27 protein-coding genes and 1 riboswitch are annotated in these 22,954 nt (G+C 54.6%); of the genes, 17 read left to right on the top strand and 10 right to left on the bottom strand.

Features of this window, described 5'->3' with window-relative positions; genetic code table 11:
• The first annotated feature begins 31 nt into the window (after window positions 1–31).
• Both ACZF99_RS06710 and ACZF99_RS06705 read left to right on the top strand, forming a co-directional pair.
• Window positions 32–601: a DUF4256 domain-containing protein gene (locus ACZF99_RS06710; protein ID WP_483610165.1), complete on the top strand. Its 570-nt coding sequence runs from the start codon at window positions 32–34 to the stop codon at window positions 599–601.
• Window positions 602–603: 2 nt separating this feature from the next.
• Window positions 604–1,491, top strand: coding sequence for a spermine/spermidine synthase domain-containing protein (locus ACZF99_RS06705; protein ID WP_483610163.1), 888 nt, complete (start codon window positions 604–606; stop codon window positions 1,489–1,491).
• Between the two features lie 181 nt (window positions 1,492–1,672).
• On the opposite strand, the gene ACZF99_RS06700 is transcribed toward ACZF99_RS06705, so the two are convergent.
• Window positions 1,673–1,948, bottom strand: a complete 276-nt coding sequence (locus ACZF99_RS06700; protein WP_483610161.1) for a hypothetical protein — start codon at window positions 1,946–1,948, stop codon at window positions 1,673–1,675.
• Window positions 1,949–2,086: 138 nt separating this feature from the next.
• On the opposite strand from ACZF99_RS06700, the gene ACZF99_RS06695 reads away from it, so the two are divergent.
• From ACZF99_RS06695 to ACZF99_RS06685, 3 genes are all read left to right on the top strand, one after another.
• The gene (locus tag ACZF99_RS06695) at window positions 2,087–2,590 is read left to right on the top strand and encodes an RNA polymerase sigma factor (protein ID WP_483610159.1); all 504 of its coding nucleotides are present in this window, start codon (window positions 2,087–2,089) and stop codon (window positions 2,588–2,590) included.
• Window positions 2,583–3,617, top strand: coding sequence for a hypothetical protein (locus ACZF99_RS06690; RefSeq protein ID WP_483610157.1), 1,035 nt, complete (start codon window positions 2,583–2,585; stop codon window positions 3,615–3,617). The genes ACZF99_RS06695 and ACZF99_RS06690 overlap by 8 nt, the downstream gene beginning before the upstream one ends.
• 144 nt (window positions 3,618–3,761) lie before the next feature.
• Entirely contained in the window at window positions 3,762–4,580 is an 819-nt protein-coding gene (locus tag ACZF99_RS06685) for a MerR family transcriptional regulator (RefSeq protein ID WP_483610155.1), read from the top strand.
• Window positions 4,581–4,872: 292 nt separating this feature from the next.
• On the opposite strand, the gene ACZF99_RS06680 is transcribed toward ACZF99_RS06685, so the two are convergent.
• Window positions 4,873–5,751, bottom strand: coding sequence for a LysR family transcriptional regulator (locus ACZF99_RS06680; protein ID WP_483610153.1), 879 nt, complete (start codon window positions 5,749–5,751; stop codon window positions 4,873–4,875).
• A gap of 184 nt (window positions 5,752–5,935) precedes the next feature.
• Between ACZF99_RS06680 and zwf the strand changes: the two genes are divergently transcribed.
• The 6 genes from zwf (at window position 5,936) to ACZF99_RS06650 (ending at window position 11,833) form a co-directional block, all read left to right on the top strand.
• A complete protein-coding gene (gene zwf, locus ACZF99_RS06675; RefSeq protein WP_483610151.1) occupies window positions 5,936–7,468 on the top strand; it encodes a glucose-6-phosphate dehydrogenase in 1,533 nt (510 codons plus the stop codon).
• Between the two features lie 67 nt (window positions 7,469–7,535).
• Window positions 7,536–8,201, top strand: coding sequence for a fructose-6-phosphate aldolase (fsa, locus tag ACZF99_RS06670; RefSeq protein ID WP_483610149.1), 666 nt, complete (start codon window positions 7,536–7,538; stop codon window positions 8,199–8,201).
• Between the two features lie 43 nt (window positions 8,202–8,244).
• Window positions 8,245–9,657 (top strand): NADP-dependent phosphogluconate dehydrogenase, encoded by a 1,413-nt coding sequence (gene gndA / locus ACZF99_RS06665; protein ID WP_483610147.1) that lies wholly within the window; start codon window positions 8,245–8,247, stop codon window positions 9,655–9,657.
• A 174-nt stretch (window positions 9,658–9,831) separates the two neighbouring features.
• Entirely contained in the window at window positions 9,832–10,428 is a 597-nt protein-coding gene (locus tag ACZF99_RS06660; protein WP_483610145.1) for a class I SAM-dependent methyltransferase, read from the top strand.
• Window positions 10,429–10,507: 79 nt separating this feature from the next.
• A complete protein-coding gene (locus ACZF99_RS06655; protein ID WP_483610143.1) occupies window positions 10,508–11,182 on the top strand; it encodes a uracil-DNA glycosylase in 675 nt (224 codons plus the stop codon).
• 114 nt (window positions 11,183–11,296) lie between these two features.
• Window positions 11,297–11,833, top strand: coding sequence for a CDP-alcohol phosphatidyltransferase family protein (locus ACZF99_RS06650; protein ID WP_483610141.1), 537 nt, complete (start codon window positions 11,297–11,299; stop codon window positions 11,831–11,833).
• Window positions 11,834–11,870: 37 nt separating this feature from the next.
• Here ACZF99_RS06650 and ACZF99_RS06645 read toward each other — a convergent pair whose 3' ends face one another.
• Window positions 11,871–12,440, bottom strand: coding sequence for a DUF1697 domain-containing protein (locus tag ACZF99_RS06645; RefSeq protein ID WP_483610139.1), 570 nt, complete (start codon window positions 12,438–12,440; stop codon window positions 11,871–11,873).
• A gap of 390 nt (window positions 12,441–12,830) precedes the next feature.
• On the opposite strand from ACZF99_RS06645, the gene ACZF99_RS06640 reads away from it, so the two are divergent.
• Entirely contained in the window at window positions 12,831–13,508 is a 678-nt protein-coding gene (locus ACZF99_RS06640) for a LysM peptidoglycan-binding domain-containing protein (protein ID WP_483610137.1), read from the top strand.
• An 85-nt stretch (window positions 13,509–13,593) separates the two neighbouring features.
• Here ACZF99_RS06640 and ACZF99_RS06635 read toward each other — a convergent pair whose 3' ends face one another.
• From ACZF99_RS06635 to ACZF99_RS06610, 6 genes are all read right to left on the bottom strand, one after another.
• Window positions 13,594–14,337 (bottom strand): amino acid ABC transporter ATP-binding protein, encoded by a 744-nt coding sequence (locus ACZF99_RS06635; RefSeq protein ID WP_483610135.1) that lies wholly within the window; start codon window positions 14,335–14,337, stop codon window positions 13,594–13,596.
• Between the two features lie 18 nt (window positions 14,338–14,355).
• Window positions 14,356–15,069: an amino acid ABC transporter permease gene (locus ACZF99_RS06630; protein WP_483610133.1), complete on the bottom strand. Its 714-nt coding sequence runs from the start codon at window positions 15,067–15,069 to the stop codon at window positions 14,356–14,358.
• A 75-nt stretch (window positions 15,070–15,144) separates the two neighbouring features.
• Window positions 15,145–15,966 (bottom strand): transporter substrate-binding domain-containing protein, encoded by an 822-nt coding sequence (locus ACZF99_RS06625; RefSeq protein ID WP_483610131.1) that lies wholly within the window; start codon window positions 15,964–15,966, stop codon window positions 15,145–15,147.
• A gap of 121 nt (window positions 15,967–16,087) precedes the next feature.
• Window positions 16,088–16,270: riboswitch (Lysine riboswitch) on the bottom strand.
• Window positions 16,271–16,372: 102 nt separating this feature from the next.
• Window positions 16,373–16,603, bottom strand: coding sequence for a hypothetical protein (locus ACZF99_RS06620; RefSeq protein WP_483610129.1), 231 nt, complete (start codon window positions 16,601–16,603; stop codon window positions 16,373–16,375).
• Window positions 16,596–17,771: an ArsA family ATPase gene (locus ACZF99_RS06615; protein WP_483610128.1), complete on the bottom strand. Its 1,176-nt coding sequence runs from the start codon at window positions 17,769–17,771 to the stop codon at window positions 16,596–16,598. The genes ACZF99_RS06620 and ACZF99_RS06615 overlap by 8 nt, the downstream gene beginning before the upstream one ends.
• A gap of 92 nt (window positions 17,772–17,863) precedes the next feature.
• On the bottom strand, window positions 17,864–18,352 hold the full coding sequence (locus ACZF99_RS06610) for a MarR family winged helix-turn-helix transcriptional regulator (RefSeq protein ID WP_483610126.1): 489 nt from the start codon (window positions 18,350–18,352) through the stop codon (window positions 17,864–17,866).
• A 156-nt stretch (window positions 18,353–18,508) separates the two neighbouring features.
• Between ACZF99_RS06610 and ACZF99_RS06605 the strand changes: the two genes are divergently transcribed.
• From ACZF99_RS06605 to ACZF99_RS06590, 4 genes are all read left to right on the top strand, one after another.
• Entirely contained in the window at window positions 18,509–18,718 is a 210-nt protein-coding gene (locus ACZF99_RS06605) for a DUF2087 domain-containing protein (protein WP_483610124.1), read from the top strand.
• Window positions 18,719–18,790: 72 nt separating this feature from the next.
• Complete coding sequence (gene speD, locus ACZF99_RS06600; RefSeq protein ID WP_483610122.1) at window positions 18,791–19,618, top strand: adenosylmethionine decarboxylase; 828 nt, start codon at window positions 18,791–18,793, stop codon at window positions 19,616–19,618.
• A 180-nt stretch (window positions 19,619–19,798) separates the two neighbouring features.
• Window positions 19,799–20,806: a permease gene (locus ACZF99_RS06595; RefSeq protein ID WP_483610120.1), complete on the top strand. Its 1,008-nt coding sequence runs from the start codon at window positions 19,799–19,801 to the stop codon at window positions 20,804–20,806.
• A gap of 53 nt (window positions 20,807–20,859) precedes the next feature.
• The gene (locus tag ACZF99_RS06590; protein ID WP_483610118.1) at window positions 20,860–21,744 is read left to right on the top strand and encodes a TIGR03943 family putative permease subunit; all 885 of its coding nucleotides are present in this window, start codon (window positions 20,860–20,862) and stop codon (window positions 21,742–21,744) included.
• 36 nt (window positions 21,745–21,780) lie between these two features.
• Here the strand turns inward: ACZF99_RS06590 and ACZF99_RS06585 are convergent, their stop codons facing one another.
• The gene (locus tag ACZF99_RS06585) at window positions 21,781–22,188 is read right to left on the bottom strand and encodes a NusG domain II-containing protein (RefSeq protein ID WP_483610116.1); all 408 of its coding nucleotides are present in this window, start codon (window positions 22,186–22,188) and stop codon (window positions 21,781–21,783) included.
• A gap of 226 nt (window positions 22,189–22,414) precedes the next feature.
• On the opposite strand from ACZF99_RS06585, the gene ACZF99_RS06580 reads away from it, so the two are divergent.
• Window positions 22,415–22,909: a flavodoxin domain-containing protein gene (locus ACZF99_RS06580; protein WP_483610114.1), complete on the top strand. Its 495-nt coding sequence runs from the start codon at window positions 22,415–22,417 to the stop codon at window positions 22,907–22,909.
• Window positions 22,910–22,954 lie beyond the last annotated feature (45 nt).

Genomic DNA, 22,954 nt, shown 5'->3' with positions numbered 1-22,954 from the left:
GGTTAAGCATCAATAACGCCAAGGAGGCTTCATGATGAGTAAAGAACAAACCGGCTTATTGCCAGAACAACGTGAAGAACTGCTCCATGCCTTGAAGGAACGATTCGAGAAAAACATGACCCGCCACCCCGGGTTGGAATGGGCACCTATCCAAATGAAGCTGGAGGCTCAGCCCGAGAAGATGTGGTCGCTCCATGAAATGGAACGGACCGGCGGCGAACCGGATGTGGTTGCGCAAGATGCACAGACCGGGGAATATATATTCTTCGACTGCTCACCGGAAACGCCTAAAGGCCGCAGAAGCATCTGTTACGACCCTGAAGCGCTGGAGTCGAGAAAGCAGCATAAGCCGGCGGACAGCGCGGTGAACATGGCGGGCGCCATGGGCATTGAGCTGTTAACGGAAGAGCAATACCGGGATCTTCAGAAGCTTGGAGCTTTTGACACGAAAACGTCGAGTTGGATCAAGACGCCGGCCGCGATCCGCAAGCTCGGCGGCGCCCTCTTCTGCGACCGCCGCTACGATACGGTCTTCGTGTACCACAATGGTGCGGAATCCTACTACGGCGTGAGAGGGTTCCGCGGCTCGCTCAGGGTCTGAAGATGGAAGACGCAAAGGGCATCACGGAGCCTATTCAGGAAGGCAATCGCCAGCTGTTTGCCCTGCTGGGCAGTTACCTGAATCATGCGCCCGATCTCATCCAGGCCGCAGAAATTGCCGAGATCGTCCAAAGCGGCGTCTCGGCGGAATACGCCTTCAAGCTGCTGCTCGCCGCCAAATTCGGGCTGGATATCGTCGACAGCGAAGCGGATAAAGCGCTGTTCAACGCCTATTTCCACCCTATGATACATCGGCTTGACCTCGGCGAATACGAGCGGAACCCGTATTACCGGAATATCCGCCTCCCTGCCGTCCGCATCGGCAACAGCGAGCTGAAATACGAACGCTATAAGCCGTTCGAAGGCTTTGTCTGCAATGACATCCTCCGGACGACGGAAGGCAGGCAAATCCCGCAAATCGGATTTTTCGAGACGGAATTTACGTATCCGGCGGTTTTGGAGCAGGAGCGCATCTGGATGACGGTGACGCCCAACGAAATCGAAACGATGAAGGAACCCGTCGCCGCCGCCTTTGGACGGGTCCTGACATTTGGCCTTGGCCTCGGCTACTACGCCTACATGGTTTCGGAGAAGGACAACGTGGACAGCGTCACGATCGTCGAAATCAACGAAGACGTCATTCACTTGTTTAAGCGGCATATCCTGCCCCAGTTCAAGCAGGCCGAAAAGATTCGGATCGTCCATGCGGATGCCTTCGACTTTGCCCGTACCCATCTGGCCCGAAATGCCTATGATTATGTCTTCACCGACTTATGGCACGATGTTTCCGACGGGATCGACTTGTATCTTCGGATGAAGCAGGTTGAACGACAACATCCCGGAACCAAGTTCTCGTATTGGATCGAAAAGTCGATGAAATGTTATTTATAGCGCCCGAATAAACGTCTGGTTCTAAGGGAAAGGTTGGCGCCGCGCCCCATCGGATGCAAAAGTGCAGGCGATTTTCATCAAAATGCCCTCACAACGGCCTTCAGATGCATATGTGCAGTTGATTTCCGCCCAAAAGTCTCTTTTTTCTCTAATCGGCTCTTAATAGATGCACTTTCGCATTTCATTGGCTCGAAACGGGAAATTGCCCGGAAATGAACTGCAGTTTTGCAGTTGGCTCCGCCCCGCCATGCCATGCCGACCGGAAAGCGGCGAGGCCGTCCGCGAAGTCGGCAGCAGTCGCGGGCAAGGCCGGCAGCGAGGCCGCGGCTAAATCGCGAGTAAGGCCGACGGCTAAATCGTTAGCGAAGTTGCGGACGTAGCCGGCGGAAGGTCGGGCGAAGTCGCGGGCAACGCCATACCCTCGTTCCGGACGCTGCACAGTTCCATGCCGAGCCATGCGGAGCGCAGCTCGCAGGGTTCCCCGCTCCTCTCTTTTATCCTCCCAGCAGATGCAAGGGAGGATTTTTTCTGCAAAAAAATCGGGAAATGAGATATTTTGCGGCGAACCATCGTGTTGTTTACAGGAGGTGAACGCATGGAGAGCGATTCTTTATTGCGTACGGATAAAGAATTGGCCGAACTTTATCAACGACATGTCGACCTGGTTTACAGGCTTTGCTATATCTATTTACAGCATCCCGTTGATGCAGAAGACGCGGTTCAATCTGTATTTCTGAAATTGATTCAATCTCGCCAAGTTTTTCAAGACCACGAGCATGAAAAAGCGTGGTTGACCGTAACCGCCAGAAACCACTGTAAAGATATTCTAAAACATTGGTGGAAAACCCGCCGCGTGGCGCTTGACGCTTTGCCCGAGGTTCCTTCCTGGACCGGCGGCGAACCTTCCGGAGCGGTGCTGGCCAGGCTGCTTTCGCTTCCCGAAAAATACAAAACGGTGCTCTATCTGTACTATTTCGAAGGGTACTCGGTAAAAGAGATCGCAGACCTGCTGGCGCGCAAAGAAAGCACGATCCTAACGCAACTGTCCCGTGGACGCAAACGCCTAAAAATCGACTTGGGAGGGAATGGCCTTGAGTAACAAGCACATCCAATCGCTTTTTGAAGCACTGACACCGACAAGCGAACAAAAGGAAAAAATGTTCCATCGGATTCTGCTCCAAAGCCGGGAGATCAATCAACGGCCCCGCGGAGTTATGCCTTCGAGACACTTAAAAACCGCATTATCGATCGCCGCGGTATGGATCGGCTTATCCACAACGGCTTTTGCCGCGGCTTATATGGGGTTGGATGAAGCCTTTTTAAAGTTCCTGAAGCCGGCAAACCAAGATCAAATGCAATTTTTGTCGGACGGGGCTTACACAGTTAATGAACGGGTTGTTCATGAAAATGGGACCCTAACGATCAAGCAAGTGATCGGCGACGGTAATCTGACCTATCTCTTGATGGACTTTGCCGCTCCGCAGGGCACGGTATTGGACGCGGCGAGATACCGCTTCGAGCATCCCATGATCACGACGGATCAGCAATATGTTAGTACGAATTTCGAAGTGCTGGACGATGAAAATCCGCATGACAATCAAATCAGTCTGATCATGAGCATCATGAGCCAAGATCCATTAGCGGGTCAAACCGCTCATTTCAAATTCCGCGATTTGCAAGCGGCCGCCCCGTTTCCGGGAATCTTCGAAACGGTCATTCCGGGAACTTGGGAAGCGGATGTTTCGTTGAATTTCAAGGCCTACTCCACACTGTATCCGGTCAAACGGAAACTGGCCATGTTTGGTTACGAGGCGGTATTACAAACGATCTCCGTTTCGCCGATTTCGATTACTTTAAAAATTGAAAGCGAATCTTTAAAGGAAATCGACCAAGCGGCCGGGCGATTAAAAGAAATCGGCGACAACGAATATCTGGATCACTACCCCGTCACGATCAAATATCAAGACGGCACCTCGTCAACGACCAGCCTGTTCACCGGATTGGCTTTGAGCGATTTTTTGAACGGCGAATTGCTGACGATCAAAACGTTTGAACAGGTCATCAATGAGAAGGACATTGCATCCATTGTATTTTTCGGTCAGGAAATTCCGTTTCGGCATCCATGAAAAGCGCTTCGTCGTCTTCGACGATCAATATTTTTTTCATACAGCATCCCCCCGTCCCCTATCGGCTGGTTGACTCTCTCACTATGGTATATTTTATGCTGGAAATGAGCTCAAGCAAAACTCACATATATGTGGAGGACCATTATGCTTAAGATAGGCGATTTTTCCAAGCTGTCGAAAATCAGCATCCGGATGCTCCGGCACTACGATGAAATCGGTTTGCTGACGCCGGAAAGCGTCGATGACTTTACGGGATACCGATATTATAGCGAGGCGCAGCTTCCTGTCGCGGGCCGCATTACCGCCCTGAAAGACATGGGCTTTAGTCTGGCGGGCATCAAGGAAATCCTCGCGCATTACGGCGATCCCGGCAAACTTAAAGTGTTTCTCCAGCTCAGGCAAACGGAAATCAGGGAACAAGCCGACGCCCTGAACCGGCAGCTCCTGCTGCTGGAGACTACATTAACCCGACTGGGAAAGGATGATTCCGCAATGAATTATAATGTGATATTCAAAAAATTGCCCGCAAGAACGGTGGCCAGCGTACGCAAGATGATTCCGAACTACGAAGAGGAAGGCAGGCTCTGGCATATTCTCATGAACGAAACGGCGCCGCTGCATATCGTCAACGACGATCCTTGCTATGCCCTGGCTGTTTTTCACGATGGCGAATACAAAGAGAGCGATGTGGATGTAGAGGTCCAGATCTCCGTAAAAGGCCAATACAAGGATACCGAAAACGTAAAATTCAAAACTGTACCCGCTATTGAAATGGCCTCGGCGACGTATAAAGGAGGCTACGAAAAAATCACTGCGGTCAATGAGGCGGTAGCGGGCTGGGTTGTCGACAACGGTTATGAATTCGACGGTTTGTCCTTCTGCATTTATCACGTTAGCCCTCATGATACGCCAAATCCCGAGGAATGGGTGACGGAGGTATGCTACCCGGTGCGTAAGAAGTAAACCTGGCAAAAAAACGTCTGCTGTCTCTTGCAGACGTTTTTTTGCGTTATCCAGGAATCGTTGCTTGACGAAAGGCCGAAAATAACTCTCCGCCGCTCGGTTCTTCGCTAGTTGGAAATCCTCCACTTCATTATTCCGCTTAAGAACAAAAATCAGGGATATCGGATGGACTCGATTAACGTATTCATGCTTATGAACGTCTCCTTCTTCAGTTATGATCTTACTTTATCCGCTTTTATTTCAACGCGCTCTACGGAATTTCCGAAGTTTCCCGGCATGTTCATAATCTCCCTTACCGGAACCCTTCGATAAACTTCTGCGCCGCGCTTGTGAGCGGCATGTTCCGCATATTCATGATCCCCACCTGCGACGGGGGCAGTTCCACGTCCAGCCGGATTTCAAACAGCGATCCCTCCTCCAGCTCCTTCGATACAAATTCCCGGGCCACGTAGGAAACCCCCAGTCCTTTGCGTGCCAGCTCGATTAACAGGTCGACGCTGCCGACTTCGATTTCCGGCTTAAGCTCATAACCGTATTCCTGGAACAGTTCGGTGATCGCCATGCGGGCCCGGCTGTTGCGCGAGAACAAGACGAGCGGCTGCTCCAGCAGCTCGTCCAGCGAAATGACTTTATCCTTGAGATCGGCGTACGCGCAGCCGGCCACGAAGCAATCCTGCAGTTGAATCCCTTCCCGCACTTCGATATGGGAATCGACGATCGGCATCCGGGCGACGCCAAGGTCGATCTTCCCCTCCTTCAAGTAGCCCATGATTTCCGGCGTCGTGCCATGAAGCAACTGAATCCCGACGTCCGGATAGCGGCGATGGAACTCCTCTATATACGGAAGCAGGTAATGCTTGAACAACGAGTCGCTGCCGCCGATCCGCAACACGCCGGTATCGAGATTTTTGAGCTCGGCCATTTTTTTCTCCGCCAGGGAAATGAGGATGTGCGATTGCTCGATATAAGAGTACAAAATCGCGCCCTCCTGCGTCAGCGATACCCCCTTGGAGTTGCGGTAGAACAACGGTAGACCAAAGCTTTCCTCCAGCTGTTTGATGGCATGGCTGACGCTGGGTTGCGTCAAGAACAACGCATTGGCCGCTTGGGTCAAGCTGCCGGTTTTGGCCGCCCAATAGAACACTTTATATAATTCATAATTGTTAGTCATAAATGTGGTCTATAGCTCCTGTCAAATATATTAATTTCACCTATGGCGATATTCGTATTATAGTGGAGGAAGTCAAAATAATCCATAGCTTAGAGATGGGATTTAGGCGGATACACCCGGAATTCGATGGGCCGCCGTCCCAAAACACATAAATGAAAAGCTATGCCGAGAGGAGAGAACCTGGATGGATGCCAATACGTTCGTATTGTTTGGGGCAACCGGGGATTTGGCGAAACGCAAAATCTACCCCGCCCTGTTTAATTTGTTTTTGGATGGGAAGCTGCCGGATGTTTTTTCCGTGATCGGCTTGGGACGCAGAGAATGGTCCGACGAGACTTTTAGGGCAAACATCGAGCGGTCCCTGCACAGCTTTTCGCGGCGAGAAGCCGGCGATACGGAGGCCGTGAACCGTTTCCTCGGCTTTTTCCGCTACCATGTGCTGAACGTCGACCGCAAGGAAGACTATCAAAGCCTGCTGCATTTGGTTGAGGAGCGCGAGCAAACTTTAGGGGTTGCTCCAAACCGGTTATTTTATTTGTCGGTAGGTCCGGAACTGTTCGAAACGATCGCCGCTCATATCGAGGACAGCGGGCTCGGCAATACGAAGGGCTGGAAACGCCTCGTTATCGAAAAACCGTTCGGCCGCGATTTGCCATCCGCCCGCGATTTCAACGCGCAGCTCAGCAAAGCTTTTACCGAAGAGGAAATTTTCCGCATCGACCACTACCTCGGCAAGCCGATGGTGCAGAAGCTCCAACTGCTGCAGCAGACGAATCCGGTGCTCCAGGCTTCCTGGAACAACCGTTATATCGCTAACGTGCAAATTACGGCCAGCGAAACCGTCGGCGTCGAAGAGCGAGCCGGTTATTACGACCATTCCGGGGCGTTGCGCGACATGTTCCAAAATCATATGCTGCAACTGTTGATGATGCTGGCCGCTCATCTGCCGAAGGGCGACGATTCGGAGCAGGTGCGCAATAAGAAGAAACACGTCATGCAATCGTTGGAGCCGCTGCTGCGTCAGGACGTTCCAACCCAAGTGGTCCGCGGTCAATACGCCAGCGGTTCGATTCAAGGGAAGCCGGTCGTCGGCTACAAGGACGAAGCCGGAATCCCGGAGGATTCCCGCAACGACACATTTATTGCCGCCAAGCTGCAAATCGACGACGATTTCTGGCGGGGAATTCCGTTCTACATCCGCACCGGCAAACGCATGAAGGAGAAGGCGACGCGTATCGTCATCGAGTTCCGGGAGCCGGTCAAGCAAATCTCCGCGGCCAATACCGGCGGGGCGCCGAATTTGCTCGTGTTCGAAATCAGCCCGAACGAAGGCATTTACCTGCGCCTCAACACGGAAGGCGAAACCGAGCGGCAGGATCTCACGAAGGTCTTGATCGGCACGCACAAGAGCGGCAGCGATGTGCCCGAAGCCTACGAGAACCTGATCTACGACGCGCTTCGCGGCGACTCTTCCTTCTTCGCGCATTGGGATGAAGTCGAGTTGTCCTGGAAATGGGTGCAGCCGATCCTGGACGCTTATGCAGCCGATGAGGTTCCTTTGCATGAATACCCCGCAGGCAGCTTCGGTCCGCAGGCGGCGCATGAGCTGCTGGCCAAAGACGGCTTCGAGTGGTGGTTCGACCGGGAGAGCGAAGCGGCCTCCGCAGGAGCAAGCACCGGCAAACCTTCGGCCCAGGAGCCGTTGTCCATCAAATAACGGGGGATGACCGAGCTGTTCGCCCCGATATCTCAAATCTGTATTTTACAAATTGGAGGGATTTGTGATGAAGTTTTTTGTTGACACCGCCAATCTGGATGACATTAAAAAAGCCCATAAAATCGGCGTCTTGTCCGGGGTGACGACCAATCCTTCCCTGGTAGCCAAGGAGGGCGTCAAGTTCGAAGACCGCATCGCCGAAATCCTGCAGGCCGTCCCCGACGTCGAGTCCGTCTCGGCCGAAGTGACGCCGGATGCGCTCACCGCCGAAGAGATGATCGCCCAGGCGGAGGAGCTGATCCAAATCAATAACCGTGATCCGCGCATCACGATCAAACTTCCGATGACGCTGGCAGGGCTCGAAGCGACCAAGTATCTGGCCCAAAAAGGCGTGAAGACGAACGTTACTTTGATCTTCACCGTCAACCAGGCTTTGCTGGCCGCCCGCGCCGGTGCCACCTACGTATCGCCGTTTCTGGGCCGCCTGGACGATATTTCGGAAGACGGTGTGCATTTGGTCGCGAAGGTAGCGGAGTTGTTCCGGGTGCACGGCCTGGATACGCAAATCATCGCGGCTTCGGTCCGTCACCCGGATCACGTCACCCGCGTGGCGTTAACCGGGGCGCATATCGCCACGATTCCGTTTGGCGTCATCGAGCAGTTGGCTAAACATCCGCTGACGGATCAAGGACTGGAGAAATTCGCCGCCGATTGGAAGAAATCCGTGAAATAAGAGATTCGCATATTACAGAGGATAGGTATGGAGGTACTTACTGATGAAGAAACAACAAATCGGGGTCGTCGGGCTGGCCGTCATGGGCAAAAACCTCGCGCTAAATATCGAAAACAACGGCTTCTCCGTGGCCTTGTACAACCGTTCGGCCGAGAAGACCAAAGAACTTCTGGAGGAAGCGCCGGGCAAAAATTTCGTCGGCACCTACAGCATCGAGGAATTTGTGCAGTCGCTGGAAACGCCGCGCAAAATATTAATCATGGTCAAAGCCGGCAAACCAACCGACGACACAATCAACCAGCTTGTTCCTTTCCTTGAGCCGGGCGACATTCTGATCGACGGCGGCAACGCCCACTTCCCGGATACGCAGCGCCGCAACAAGGAGCTGGAAGCCCAAGGCTTCCGCTACATCGGGGCCGGCGTATCCGGCGGCGAAGAAGGCGCGCTCAAAGGCCCGGCGATCATGCCGGGCGGACAACGGGATGCCTACGAGCAGGTCGAGCCGATCTTGACGGCCATCTCGGCCAAAGTGAACGGCGACCCCTGCTCGACCTACATCGGACCGGATGGCGCCGGCCATTACGTGAAGATGGTCCATAACGGGATCGAGTACGGCGACATGCAGCTGATCGGCGAAGCCTACCAGTTGTTGAAGGACGTACTGGGGCTTGGCGTGGACGAATTGCACGATATCTTCAGCGAATGGAATAACGGCGAGCTGGACAGCTACCTGATCGAAATTACCGCCGACATCTTCGGCAAGAAGGACCCGGTTACCGGAAAGCCGATGGTCGACGTCATCCTTGACGCCGCCGGCCAAAAAGGCACCGGCAAATGGACCAGCCAAAGCGCCCTCGATCTCGGCGTACCGCTGTCCATCATCACCGAGTCGGTGTTCGCGCGCTTCATCTCCGCGATGAAGGAAGAACGCGTCGCCGCCAGCAAACGGTTAAGCGGCCCCGCCGCGCGGCCGTACGAAGGCGACAAGCAGGCGTTCGTCGAAGCCGTGCGCAAAGCGCTGTACGCCAGCAAGATTGCGTCGTACGCCCAAGGCTTCGCGCAGATGCGGCTCGCTTCCGAGGAATACGGCTGGGATTTGAATTACGGCGCGATCGCGATGATTTTCCGCGGCGGCTGCATCATCCGCGCCCGCTTCCTGCAAAACATCAAGGACGCTTACGACCGCGATCCGGAACTGAAAAACCTGCTGCTGGACGACTATTTCAAAGGCGTCGTGGAAAGCTACCAGGACGCCTGGAGAGAGGTGGTCGCCACGGCCGTCACCCGCGGCATCCCGGTTCCGGCCTTCGCCTCCGCCCTGGCCTACTACGACAGCTACCGTTCCGAACGGCTGCCGGCCAACCTGCTGCAAGCGCAGCGCGACTATTTCGGCGCCCATACGTTCGAACGCGTTGACCGGGAAGGCAGCTTCCATTTTCAATGGATGGATAAATAACGGGTTCATCATTGTATGACGCCGTTCATCTCACTATGAAGAAAGCCGCGAGAGTCTCCTCGCGGCTTTCCGCTGTTTGAACCTTTCGTGTCCTTTTGTGAAACTAGGCAGGGACTTCGCAGGAAGTGATGGAATAGGGAGTAATCATCGAATTTGAAAAGGAGCGTTAAACGGATGGCTTACGCAGATCATGGCAATGGATCGAATGAATCCCGGAATGAACTGGCTTCAAATCAAGCCAGGCTACAGAACTTGGAAAAGCCGGAACGAATACGCCAGCTTCCTCCTGAGCGGTTGTTGGATCTGTTGGCCCTAAAGGAAACAGACACCGTCCTTGACCTGGGGGCGGGAGGCGGATACTTCACCTTCCCCGCGGCACGCCGCACGGAGAACAAGGTTTACGCGGTCGATAATGATTCGTTCATGTTGGACATCCTGCAAGAACGCAGCCGAATCTATGAAACCCCACAGGTGGAGATTCTTACAGGGAACTTGGAGCATATCCCGCTGGCTTCGTCATCTGTAGATGCCGCGATCGCTTCGCTTATCCTGCATATTTTGGAGGATCCGGCAGCCGGAATAAAGGAAATACGGCGCGTGATGAAGCCCGGCGCCAAAGGACTCGTCGTGGAATGGCTGCATCCCCGTCCGGACGGCAAACCCGGACACCGCATACCGCTAACAGAGATGGAGCGTCTTTTGCAGCCATCTACCGTTTTGTCCGTGCGTCAATGGGCGGATACTTATTATTCCATTGTTTTCCAAAAATAGGCTGGACGAATACGGAAGGAACTGTACGCATCGGTGTCGAATCTTTACTAATCTCGACGAAACTGAGGAGTGAAAGTGATTGATCATCCTGAAAAACGATTGGGCCCCTCTCCTGGAGGCCGAATTCGAGAAACCGTACTATTTGCAGCTGCGTAAATTTTTGGCGAACGAATATCGAACCAAGACGATTTATCCCGATATGTACGATATTTTCAACGCGCTTCATTATACTTCTTTCGCCGACGTCAAAGTCGTGATTCTGGGCCAGGACCCTTACCACGGGCCGGGGCAGGCGCATGGGCTCAGCTTCTCCGTGAAGCCGGGCGTCAAGGCCCCTCCTTCCCTGCAAAATATGTTCAAAGAGCTGCAGGACGATTTGGGCTGCCGCATTCCCAATAACGGCTATTTGGTTCCGTGGGCGAAGCAAGGCGTACTGCTGCTCAACACCGTGCTGACCGTACAAGCCGAGACGCCGAATTCCCATAAGGATAGAGGCTGGGAAAATTTCACGGACAAGGTGATCGAAACGTTGAACCAAAAGCAGGAACCGGTCGTGTTTCTGCTGTGGGGCAGCCATGCGCAAAAAAAGGCGGCGCTCATCACCAATCGCAATCATCATCTGATCAAAACGCCGCATCCCAGTCCGCTGTCCGCCCACCGCGGATTCCTGGGCAGCAAGCCGTTTTCGCGAACAAACCAATTTTTGCGCGCCAAAGGGCTGGCCGAAATCGATTGGCAAATTCCCGATTTGTAAGAATCGGATACCGGCAAAAAGGGGACTGCTGAATCTGATCCCTCCATCACATCACTGATCTTATTGATCGATTATGTTATTATGCACCGAGAACCCAAAATGAGGAGAGCTGGGATGAAGCATTTGGCCAATGGCTTGACCCTAAGCCGTATCGTCCTGTCTTGCGCATTGATCTTCGTGCTGAACCGGCCTGCGGTATTTATCGTCATCTATACGCTTGCCGGGATAACCGACGTGCTGGACGGAAGGATTGCGCGCCGGACGAATACGGTTAGCGCCATCGGGGCAAAGCTGGATTCCCTGGCCGATCTGCTGATGTTCGGGGTGGCGACCCTCGCGTTGGCCCGGTGGGCGGGAGAAGCGATGAGGGTCGTCTGGCCGTATCTTGCCGGGGCCATCGCCATTCGCGCGGCATCCTCGATATATGGGGCCTTTAAATTCCGCACCGTGGCGATGATTCATACCTGGGGCAACAAAATCGCCGGGTCGCTTGTTTTTGCCGCCCCTTGGATTATGTTTGCGACAGGTCACCCTCCGTGGATTCTTATCGCACTTTGCATTGTTTCCGCAGCGAGCGCCGCGGAAGAGCTGCTGATTCATCTGACCTCAAGGAAGCTTGACCTAAACCGCAAGGGCTGGCTCTGGCGGTAAAACCGAACCCGCAAAGCCCGGTTAACCGAAACGGGTTTTACTCCTGCGGCTTCAGGAGCTCCGCCAGCGAAATCAGCTTGCCTACCGTTTTCCAATTGCGCACTGTGGCGGAGGCGTCCAGCTTCTGCAGGTTGGCCGCCAGCTTGGAATTCCGGACGCTGTCTTTAAACAACAAGTAAACCTCCCTGCCTGACACGCGAAAATGCTCCTGTTCGTTTGCATAGGATGCAAAACGCCCCAGCGCTTCGGCAGTCGGTTCGCTCCGCATGAACGCAACGTACAAACTTCCCCCCGTTGCCGTCGCTTCCGCTACAGCGACCTCCTCCGGCGTAAACGGGCAGCCGGCCGCAGCCGCGCCCAACTCTTCCGCCGTTCTCAGGACGACGGGGACGTCCAAGCCGAAGTCCCGCCGGACGATCCGTTCGATCCGCAGGCTAAGCGCCTCCTCCTCTTCCTCGTCCGAGACAAACAGCACATTGCCGCTTTGAATGTAGGTCTGCACCTTTTTTAGCCCGTCGTCCGTCAAAGAACGCTTCAACTCCGCCATTTTGATCATGTTTTTGCCGCCGACGTTAATCCCTCGCAGCAATGCGATATAGATGGTCATGTTCCCGCCTCCGTTTGATCGATCAAAATCTCCCCACCGCCGCCTGATCCGGTAGCTAGTTGTAAATTTGCCAATTAGTTAGTCCGCTTTAGCTTCATAATCAACGACTAAGTGGAAAATCAGCACCTTTTTTCGCGTCTTTTCCCCAAAAACCGCAATCTGCCCAAAATTAGTTGTATCATTTCCACTTCAGCCGCCGAAAAAACCACCTTATCGGCCAAAATAGATGTTACTTTTCCACTTAGTTGGATAGAGTCCCTATCTCTCCTTACTATACACCATATCCGCAGCTTGCACCTAGGCACGCCCGGGCCAAAGTCCCGGTAACAGCCGCCCATTCCGCGCATAGTGTATAACAAAATAACGTTGCGGCGAAAGGGGAACGTACCTTTGTTCAACACCTTCTACCGGCAGTGCCCCGCAGAGCACTATCCTTACACGGTTCAACCCGGAGACACGCTGAACATGATCGCCTTCCGGCTGGAATCCAGCGTGATGCGCATCCTCGCGGCGAACCCGGGCCTCGACCCGAACAACCTGCAAATCGGGCAGGTCATCTGCATTCCGTCCTGTCCCCCGAACCATGTCTCCCGAATCATCGAGCGCGGCGATACGCTCTATCAGATCGCCCAAGATTACGGAGTGAGCATCGCCAGCATTCTCGAGGCCAACCCGGGAACCGATCCGAACTCGCTGCGGGTGGGGCAGCGGCTGTGCATCCCGCAGACCGGCGGCGCCCCCGATATGGCCGGGCTCCGCGAAACGCTGACCGCCATGCAAAGCGATATCCGTATGCTCAAAGCCGAGAGCCGTGTTCAGCAAACGCATGAGAGCAACTACGGCGCCTCCACGCAGACGACCCGCGTCGTGAGCGTCACTCCGCGGGAAATCCGGTTCGAGGCCGTGCCGGTGACGTTTGCCGGCGCATTCCGCGGCCATTATACGGCCGGTCGGCGGTATCCCTACTACCCGGACGCCGCCATGGGCGGGCGTCGCAGCATCACGGTCAAGGATAACTTCGGAGTATGGCACGCCTTCAATTACACGGAACATACGCCGCCATCCTAAGCCCGAAACCGAAAACATCGGGGCACCAAAACGGCGGAGCCCGGATAGGCATCCAGGTTCCGCCGGCAAGTTCGTTTACCTCGTATTACCCTTCTTTGTTCAACGTCCGTTTCAGAAACTCCCGCGTCCGCTCCTGCTTCGGTTCGTTAAAGATCTGGTCCGGCGTGCCTTCCTCGGCGATTACGCCCTGATCCATAAACACGACGCGGTCCGACACCTCTCTGGCGAATCCCATCTCATGGGTCACGACGATCATGGTGAGCCCGGAATAAGCCAGCTCCTTCATGACCTTGAGCACCTCGCCCACCATCTCGGGGTCGAGCGCCGAGGTCGGCTCGTCGAACAGCAGCACGTCCGGGTCCATGGACAAAGCGCGGGCGATAGCCACCCGCTGCTTCTGCCCGCCGGACAGCTGCTTCGGTTTGGCATGGATGTATTGCTCCATCCCGACGTTCCGCAAATATTTCATCGCCGTCTCGGTCGCCTCTTCCTTGGAGCGCTTCAGCACTTTCACTTGTCCCACGACACAGTTGCTCAGCGCGTCATGGTTGTTGAACAGGTTGAACTGCTGAAAGACCATTCCCAAATGCCGGCGGTACAGCGAAACTTTATGCGCATCGTCGAGGATGTTGGTGCCGTTATAGATGATTTCTCCGCCGCTCGGCTTCTCCAGCAAATTGATGCACCGCAGCAGCGTCGATTTTCCGGAGCCGGAAGAGCCGATGATGCTGACGACTTCCCCCTTGCCTACCGACAGATTAATCTCCTTGAGCACCTCGTTGGCGCCGAAAAACTTGCTCAAATGGCGAATTTCGATTACCTTTTCCATCTTCACTCCTGCTTTCTGCTAGCGCTGCAGCGTATAGCTCTCGGGACCGTCCAGCCTCTTCTCGATACGCTGTAAAATTTTCGTTACGGTCAACGTCATGACCAAATACAACACGCTTGCGACAAAAAACGATTCGAAAAACCGGAAATTGTTGCCGGCAATCGACTTGGTCATGAAGAACAGCTCCGATACGGAAATCACGTTCAATACCGAGGTATCTTTGATGTTGATGATAAACTGATTGCCCGTCGCCGGCAAAATATGGCGGATAACCTGCGGCAGCACCACGTTCCGCATCGTCTGCCAATGCGTCATCCCGATGGCGTGGGCCGCTTCGAACTGCCCTTTGTCCACCGAATAGACGCCGCCCCGGACGATTTCGGCCATATAGGCTCCCGTATTGATCGAGACGATAAAAACGGCCGCAAACGTCCGGTCCATATCATAGTTGAACAGCAGGGACGACCCGTAGAAAATCGCCATGGCCTGGACGATCATCGGCGTGCCCCGGAAGCATTCGATATACACGGTGAGCAAGCCGTTTACGATCTTGAGCAGCAGGCGTTTGATGCCGCGCTCCGGCAGCGGGATCGTGCGGATCACACCGGCCAAAAGGCCGATCACCGCGCCGACCATCGTGCCGATTAATGAAATATATAAAGTTACCGCCGCTCCGCGCAGGAACATGGGCCAATGATCGGATACGATTCGAATAATCCACTCGTAAGTCACTTTCGTTTCCTCCCGCACTGCACAAAACCGACTGCAGTCCCGCTGCAGCCGGCTTTATGAATACCGTGCTTTTATTTAATTCGCTGCAGGTTGGTTCTGGATGGCGTCGTTCATGATCGCGACCCGTTCGTCTTCGGAAATGCCGGCCAGGATCTCGTTGATTTTCACCGTCAATTCGCTGCCTTTCTCCACTCCAACCGCGATGGCGGTGTCATCGTCCGAGGTGGTGAAACCTTCCTCGAATTCGACGTAAGCGAAATTCCCGTTGGCCGCCGCGGCGCTGACGCCTTCCGGAAGCTCCGAGACGTAACCGTCAATCGTTCCCGATTCCAGGGCGACGCGCATCGCCGGGAAGTTGTCCATGGCCGGCTGCTTGTTCACCCCGTTAATCTGGTCGATGACCGAGTAATGGAACGTATTCAATTGAGCCGTAATTTTGGCGCCGCCAAAATCCTGGATCGAGGCAGCTCCCTCATAGGAGCTCCCTTTCTTCACCACCATAACGAGGTTCGATTTATAGTAGTTATCCGAGAAATCGATCGTCTTCTTGCGCTCCTCCGTTGGGGACATCCCGGCGATAATGGCGTCGATCTTACCAGACGTCAGCGCCGGAACCAGGCCATCCCATTCGGTCTTCACGATGACCAGCTTCTTGCCGAGGCCGTCCGCGAGTTTCTTGGCGATTTCCACGTCGTAGCCGCCCGCGTATTCGGCGCTTCCGTCAATGGGAACCCCACCGTTTGCGTCGCTGCCCTGTGTCCAGTTGAACGGAGCATACCCCGCTTCAAGGCCAACCTTGAACGTATCGTCTTCTTCCTTGCCGGCGGAGCCGCAGCCTGCCAGGATGAGGACGACCGACAGCAGCGTCAGGATCGATAAGGAATACTTCTTACTCATGCTTTCTTCACTCTCCATCTAAAAATAGTAAATGAATAAATTAGGAACAAAAAAACGGCTCCGGGAATAGTCCGAGGCCGTTTAACGGGTTCATTTTCGTCCTGACACCCACATTCCCCCTCGACGAGATAGCGCAACTTGATAGACCGGGATGTCTATCAAGACAGTCCTGCAGCTATTAACTGCAGACCCAGCAGAACACAGTGAGCCTATGCCCCGCTTCGGCGACATTTCCTTCTTCCCGGCCTCTTCGCTTGCTCAAGCTCCGCCGGAAACTGTTAAATATCGCGCCTCTACCTCACCACTCAAGAAGTGAGGTCTTATTCAATTGTTTGTAGGATACAATATGAACCCTATTCTGTCAAACTAACATAGGATGGGAATTGCAGGAATAAAGCCGTATGCGCTACTCGATCGTTATGGAATTCATCTTCGGCTTTTCATTGGCCCGCCCGACTGCGGGGCTGCCATGTTCCTCCCCGGCCAACCGTTCCCTCAACGCTTCGCCCACCACGGTCAACAGCTCGGATTCGCGGGTTTTGACCGTTTGCTTCACGGCTTCCGGCAGCGTATCGATCCATTGGTCGGCCAGCCGGAACTTCAGCCGAATCAGCTCCTGCAGCACCGCATTATTCATGTTCCCCGCCTCCAAACCGGATTTTCAGCGTATCCTCTTCGAATTTGGCCCCTTGAATGCTCAGATTCAGCAGCGTCCGCGGCAGCGTAATGTTTCTTTTGACGCTTCCGGCGCGTATGATCAGCTCCTCGCCCTTTTGGTTCAGGGCCAGCTCTTTTTTGTCCGCGAAAGGCATGTAGATGGACAACGTATATCCGTTATCCTCCTTGACAACCTGTTGGGTTCGGACGCTATACTGGATACTTGTCGGATCCCCGTCACGAAACGTGGACTCCGCCATCCGGGACAACATCTCCAGTCCGACGACTTCGCGTTCGAACAGCGGCGCTTCATAGACCGGTACCGGCGAGAAGCTTTCGAACACCATCTCCTTATATTTGGCCTGAACCTCTTTCCATCCTCGAAAATAATCGTCGGTGATCTGCTGCGGGAACACCTTGTTGATGACGATGGCGTCGACGTTATAATCGTAAATATTGAGATAGGTGAAGCTGCGCTGCGCCTCTTTGATCACCATCTTCTCCAGGTTCACCACAACGCGGATGCTCGTAATTTCCCGGTCGGACAGAATCTGCCGCATTTCGTCCAACTGGTTGTAAATGTTCTCGAGCTCCGACATCACGCCGTCCGAAGGCATCGGAACGCCAAGCAGCGGCTCCACGATCGGCTTGACAAGCTTCACCGCCTTGCGCTTCATCGGAAACAGCTTCTCCATCCACCAGCGCAACAGTTCGGGAAAGCTGAGCAAGGCCAACGTTTCGCCGGTAGGAGCGCAGTCGATAATGATGACATCGAACGTCTTCTCCTTGTAATACTGCAAGATCCGGAGTAAGCTCAGCAGATCCTCCATCCCGGGGAACACGGTCAACTCCTCGGTCGTGATATCTTTTACCGCCTTGGCCGTAAGCAGGGTAGTCAAATATTTCTGCACGGTTCCCCAGCTTTTCTCCACCTCGTGGATCGTATCGATTTCCTGAGCCCACAGGTTTTCGCGGATGAGCATCGGTTCGTTCGACAGCTTCACGTCCAGCGAATCCCCCAGGCTATGGGCCGGATCGGTGCTCACCACCAGCGTCTTCCGCCCGCTTTGCGCACTGCGTAATGCCGTCGCCGCCGCGACGCTCGTTTTTCCGACTCCGCCTTTGCCGGTATACAATAAGATTCTCATCCAACTTGGCCTCCCATTCATTTCGGTTTTCGAATATTTCGATTTACGAAATATTTGCTGAAAAGAAAACCTGTTTCACCAAACAGGCTTAGTTATTCGATTTCGATTTTGGTGAGCGGGTTGGCCGCCGCTTGGCTGTCATGGCCCGAAGCCGGTTCGGACGCCGTTTTGCTCAGGTTGTCCAGCACTTTCAGGAAAATCTGAATCAGCAACCGCTGCTCCTCTTCGCTCAGTCCCTGCACGAGGAGGTCGGTAAACCGCCGGAGCGTATCCTTCAACTCCTTGGAGAGCGACGTTCCTTTGCCGGTCAGCCGAATCGTTACGATTCGCCGGTCGGATTCGCTCTTCACCCGGACGATATAGCCGTTCTTCACCAAGCGTTCGATCACGCCCGTCGCGGTGCTCATCGGCACGCTCATCGAGGACGCCAGTTGGCTCATCGTAATGTCGCCGTGTTTGTCCACGAGCAGCAAGGCAAAGAGTTCCGCTTTGGAGAACTGCATATCCAGCGCAAGCCATTCCTCCGGATAGAAGATCTTCTTGAAATTGTCCAGCACCAAGTCAAACAAGCTGTCCGCCAACCGTTGATTCCTCCTTCGAATATTTCGCGCGCCGAAATATTATAGCTCTATCATACCTTTACGGGTTTCCGTTGTCAATCATGTTGAACATCGAATGCATCCAATGCAGCTGTTTGACAAAACGACGATGTTCTACTACTATCTAATTAAATATATATGAAATTAGATATGGAGCATCTGGCCTTCGGGCTCGCGCCCGAACGAAGCTATACGGAACCTGAAATAAACGCGTACATCAAACGGTTTGATGAGGACTACGCCACGATTCGCCGGGAATGGATCATCCACCGATTCATGAGCCGGGAGCAGGACGTATATACGCTGAACCCGCGGGAGCAATGGACTGGGTGGGACCGGCTGAATTAGGCGTCGACGTTTTTTTTCCAGAAGAAAAGGGAATAAACAATAGGGTACACCTATGCCAAGGGGGATTCCCTGATGAAGTTGACGCCGGAGCAGCGCATTCAGCTGCATGAATTCAACAATTTGACCAAAACGTTAAGCTTCAATATGTACGATATTTGTTATACCCGGACCAAAGAGGAACGCGAAGCCTATATCGCCTATATTGATGACCAATACAATTCCGACCGCCTGACGAAAATTCTCAGCACCGTTTCCGAAATTATTGGCGCTCATATTTTGAATATCGCGAACCAGGATTACGTTCCGCAAGGGGCCAGCGTCACCATGCTGATCTCCGAAGGCCCCGTGGTGGAGGTGCCGACCGAATCGTTCGATGAATCGCCCGGGCCGCTGCCCGACTCCGTCGTGATGCAGCTCGACAAAAGCCATATCACTGTACATACGTATCCCGAATACGATCCGCACGAGAGCATCAGCACGTTCCGGGCCGATATCGACGTGTCCACCTGCGGCGAGATTTCGCCGCTCAAGGCGCTGAATTACCTGATCCACTCCTTCGAAGCGGATATCATGACGATCGACTACCGCGTTCGCGGGTTCACCCGGGACATTAACGGCCACAAGCTGTTCATCGACCACGATATCAGCTCGATCCAGAACTACATTCCCGACGAAGTAATCGAGCAATATCAGATGATTGACGTCAATGTATACCAAGAGCACATATTTCATACGAAATGCAAGCTGAAGCAGTTTGACCTGAACAACTATTTGTTCGGGTATACGAAGGACGAGCTCACGCCCAAGGAGCAAAAAGACATTACGGCGATGCTCGTGACCGAAATGGATGAGATTTTCTACGGCAAAAATATCGCCTCCGGGTCGCTGGAGGACAGCTAAAAGCTATAAGTAAAGCAAGCAGCCCTCGCCGGGGATCGGCGGGGGCTGCTTTGCGGTTGAGGATGCGGCCCCGGTCCCGTACCGTTTCGTCAAATCTAGCAAAAAGGTTCTGAATCGCCGCTGAAAATAATAGATATGATACTGCACTGAATGCCGAAAATCGCCAATAAGGAGTACGCCATGAACAAACAAGCCCTCGCCCGGATGCTGCCGATTCTCGTGCCGGCCGCTTTTGCGCTCGCCTGCCTAACGGTGCTGTATCCTTCCCTGATTCGGCAAGTGCCGCTAGACGAGCTGCAAACGTTCAAAACCAGCTTTCTCGGCATCTTGCTGGAGGCGCTGCCCTTCGTATTAGTCGGGGCGCTGCTCTCCTCGCTGCTGCACCTGTTCGTCTCCGAGCGCACGCTGCGCCGCTGGATGCCGAAGCATCCCGTTCCGGGCATCCTGTTCGCCTGCCTGCTTGGCCTGGTGTTCCCGGTATGCGAATGCGGGATGATTCCGCTCATCCGCCGGATGATTCAGAAAGGGATGCCCGTTTATATCGCCGCCGTGTTCATTTTGTCCGGGCCGATTCTGAATCCGGTCGTGTTCGGAGCCACTTACATGGCCTTCCGCCTGTACCCCGAGATGGTGTACGCCCGGATGGGACTGGCCTTCGCCGTATCCGCCGCGATCGGAGCGATCGTCTACCTGACCTGGAAAGACAATCCGCTCAAGCATGCCCTCGCCGCCGGGACGGACGCGGGAACCGGGCCCCATTCCCCCGCGCACGGCGGCAGCAAGCTGGCCGCCGTGTTCGTTCATGCCGCAGACGAAGTATTTGAGATGGGCAAATATTTGCTGATCGGCTGCATCCTGACCGCAGGCATCCAATCGTTCGTCGCCCACGAGCGGCTTGCGGACATCGGCGGAGGCCCGATCAGCAGCTACCTCTTTATGATGGGCTTCGCGTTCCTGTTGTCGCTTTGCTCGACGTCCGACGCCTTTGTGGCCTCCGCCTTTTTGCCGACCTTCTCCGGCGGTTCGCTGCTCGCTTTTCTCGTGTTCGGTCCGATGCTTGATTTCAAAAACCTGCTTATGCTGCTCTCCGTGTTCCGCACGAAATTCGTCCTGTACTTATCCTTCCTGATCTGTACCCTCGTGTTCACGGGGGCGGCGCTGACCGGCACGCTTTGGCTTCATCCGTAAACCTAACGCGCAAGATCTCAACCCATCCCGCCTGAAAGGAGGCCGTTGACCGCATGAACCATCCTCGGATCATCCGCCGGCATTATTTGGCCAGAGCGTTCATTTTGCTTGGATTTGCCCTGTTCATCGCCCATCTGACCCGGGCCGGCGCACTGCATTATTACATCGGCCCCCGCATGGAGCCGTTGATTCGACTCTGTCCGATTCCGCTGGCCGTCATGGCGGTATGCCTGGCCTACCAGGCGCTGTTCCAGCGGTCCGCCGTCCTCTGCGACTGCGAGCGCCCGCTGTCCGTATCCAAGTGGAAGAACGGGACGGTGTACGGCTTGTTCCTGCTCCCGCTGCTGCTGGGAACCTTGCTTCCCGATCAGGCGCTCGGCAGCTCCGCCGCGGTCAAAAAGGGGATGAGCCTCACCTCTCCCCTGCTTGCCGCCGAACGGCTGGAAGACCTCTTCCGGACGCCGGATCCATACAACTCCGAATTTGCCGAGCTGGCCAAACGGCTCTATCCGCAAGATATCGTTGAGGTGAAGCCGGAGATTTTCTCGGAAACGATCGGAGCAATCGAGCTGTTTCCGGAGCAATTCCGCGGCAAAAAAGTGAAGCTGAGCGGGTTCGTTTACCAGGAACCGGGCAACCCGGGCGGCGCGGCCAACGAGCTGATTCTCGGGCGGTTTCTCGTTCTGTGCTGTACCGCGGACTCGTCTCCGTTTGGCCTCGTGGTAACCTCCGACCGCCCACTCTCCGGGCTAGCCAAAGACGCCTGGATCGAGGTAGAGGGAACGATCGAGCCGCAAACCCGCCAGGGCCGGGCGATGATCACCGTCAAAGCCGAACGCATCCGGGAAATTCCAAGGCCCGAGACGCCTTATGTCTACCCGAATGAGGACTCGGTGAAAGCGTGGGAGAACCTGTCCGCTCCGGGAGCATCGGAGTGACCGGCAGACAGCGACGGCTGGAGGCGGCAGCGGCGACTATCGGATGAAGGCGTCCACGCCGTCTTCATCCGGGCTTGCAGCGCCGCTTCGAACGATCTCCACGTACACTCGGTTCGGTACGCAGATGATCGTTTCGCCGGGCCGGGAGATGAAGCCCATTTGCATGGAGATTTTCTTGGGGCAATCGGCGTAAACCATCTGGATTCCCCCGTTAAACACCTTCAAGGTGTTCTCGCCGTACGCCGTGCGGACCTCGATCGTCTCCTCCCCGCCGCCCAAGGATACGCTGCGGTATGAATTGCCGTCCACCTGGATTTCGGCGCGGAGCGCGGCGGGATCGTACGTTTCCCGGCTCTCGAACGCCTGGCGCAGAAGGAGCCACACCGAGCCTAACACAACCAAGAACACGATCAACAATAGGTCTCCACGTTTTATTTTTAGCATGTCATCCATCCCATCCCGTGTATTAAACGTAACAATTACGAATAGATATATCTTAGAAACTTGCCCCTAGCTTTGTCAATGCTCCATTCCGAAAGGAGTGCCTGGAGGAATGGGCGCCGCTCTCCTGATCGTTTTTGCTTCCGTATGACCGATGTCGCATCATCGCCTAAACATTTCCAGATACAATGAAACTGAACTCGAAATCGGTCGAATGGGAGGGTACGTTATGAGCACACTCATCGTTTACGCAGGAAAATACGGCACAACGGAAAAATGCGTCCAAACCTTGGCAGCCAAGATCAACGACCCCGTGGAAATCATCAACTTACGGCAGGAGGCCGTTCCCGATCTGACGGAATTCGACAGCGTCATCGTCGGAGGATCGATCTATTTCGGCCAGCTTCAGCAGGCCTGCCGGCAATTTTGCCGAGACCATTCAACCGAACTGATGCGCAAAAAACTCGGTTTGTTTATCTGCTGCGGGAACTTCGAGAAAACCGACGGCTTCCTGGACGCCTCCTTTCCGGCGGACCTGCTGGCGCACGCCACGGCCAAAGCCGGGTTCGGCGGAGAGCTCAGCCTTAAATCGATGCGACTGTTCGACCGTTTCGTCGCCGGAATGGTCACTCGCGCGGCACGGAAGGAAGGGAAGGCGCTCCCGGCCATCCGCTGGGACGAGGTCGAGCAGTTCTCGGCAGCCATTAACCGGCAGGTGGTGTGAGGCAGCCGGTCAAGACGCCGACTCCAAAAAGGCCGTTCCCTCCGC

The organism is Paenibacillus sp. JL3B1040 (assembly GCF_057063165.1).
This window is presented reverse-complemented; position numbering and strand designations above follow the sequence as displayed.

Excerpts from the sequence above, each read along its gene's own strand:
- ACZF99_RS06710 (WP_483610165.1), top strand. The coding sequence starts at position 32 with ATGATGAGTAAAGAACAAACCGGCTTATTGCCAGAACAACGTGAAGAA.
- ACZF99_RS06705 (WP_483610163.1), top strand. The coding sequence starts at position 604 with ATGGAAGACGCAAAGGGCATCACGGAGCCTATTCAGGAAGGCAATCGC.
- ACZF99_RS06700 (WP_483610161.1), bottom strand. The coding sequence starts at position 1,948 with ATGGCTCGGCATGGAACTGTGCAGCGTCCGGAACGAGGGTATGGCGTT.
- ACZF99_RS06695 (WP_483610159.1), top strand. The coding sequence starts at position 2,087 with ATGGAGAGCGATTCTTTATTGCGTACGGATAAAGAATTGGCCGAACTT.
- ACZF99_RS06685 (WP_483610155.1), top strand. The coding sequence starts at position 3,762 with ATGCTTAAGATAGGCGATTTTTCCAAGCTGTCGAAAATCAGCATCCGG.
- ACZF99_RS06680 (WP_483610153.1), bottom strand. The coding sequence starts at position 5,751 with ATGACTAACAATTATGAATTATATAAAGTGTTCTATTGGGCGGCCAAA.
- zwf (WP_483610151.1), top strand. The coding sequence starts at position 5,936 with ATGGATGCCAATACGTTCGTATTGTTTGGGGCAACCGGGGATTTGGCG.
- fsa (WP_483610149.1), top strand. The coding sequence starts at position 7,536 with ATGAAGTTTTTTGTTGACACCGCCAATCTGGATGACATTAAAAAAGCC.
- gndA (WP_483610147.1), top strand. The coding sequence starts at position 8,245 with ATGAAGAAACAACAAATCGGGGTCGTCGGGCTGGCCGTCATGGGCAAA.
- ACZF99_RS06660 (WP_483610145.1), top strand. The coding sequence starts at position 9,832 with ATGGCTTACGCAGATCATGGCAATGGATCGAATGAATCCCGGAATGAA.
- ACZF99_RS06650 (WP_483610141.1), top strand. The coding sequence starts at position 11,297 with ATGAAGCATTTGGCCAATGGCTTGACCCTAAGCCGTATCGTCCTGTCT.
- ACZF99_RS06645 (WP_483610139.1), bottom strand. The coding sequence starts at position 12,440 with ATGACCATCTATATCGCATTGCTGCGAGGGATTAACGTCGGCGGCAAA.
- ACZF99_RS06635 (WP_483610135.1), bottom strand. The coding sequence starts at position 14,337 with ATGGAAAAGGTAATCGAAATTCGCCATTTGAGCAAGTTTTTCGGCGCC.
- ACZF99_RS06625 (WP_483610131.1), bottom strand. The coding sequence starts at position 15,966 with ATGAGTAAGAAGTATTCCTTATCGATCCTGACGCTGCTGTCGGTCGTC.
- ACZF99_RS06620 (WP_483610129.1), bottom strand. The coding sequence starts at position 16,603 with ATGAATAATGCGGTGCTGCAGGAGCTGATTCGGCTGAAGTTCCGGCTG.
- ACZF99_RS06615 (WP_483610128.1), bottom strand. The coding sequence starts at position 17,771 with ATGAGAATCTTATTGTATACCGGCAAAGGCGGAGTCGGAAAAACGAGC.
- ACZF99_RS06605 (WP_483610124.1), top strand. The coding sequence starts at position 18,509 with ATGAAATTAGATATGGAGCATCTGGCCTTCGGGCTCGCGCCCGAACGA.
- speD (WP_483610122.1), top strand. The coding sequence starts at position 18,791 with ATGAAGTTGACGCCGGAGCAGCGCATTCAGCTGCATGAATTCAACAAT.
- ACZF99_RS06595 (WP_483610120.1), top strand. The coding sequence starts at position 19,799 with ATGAACAAACAAGCCCTCGCCCGGATGCTGCCGATTCTCGTGCCGGCC.
- ACZF99_RS06590 (WP_483610118.1), top strand. The coding sequence starts at position 20,860 with ATGAACCATCCTCGGATCATCCGCCGGCATTATTTGGCCAGAGCGTTC.
- ACZF99_RS06585 (WP_483610116.1), bottom strand. The coding sequence starts at position 22,188 with ATGCTAAAAATAAAACGTGGAGACCTATTGTTGATCGTGTTCTTGGTT.
- ACZF99_RS06580 (WP_483610114.1), top strand. The coding sequence starts at position 22,415 with ATGAGCACACTCATCGTTTACGCAGGAAAATACGGCACAACGGAAAAA.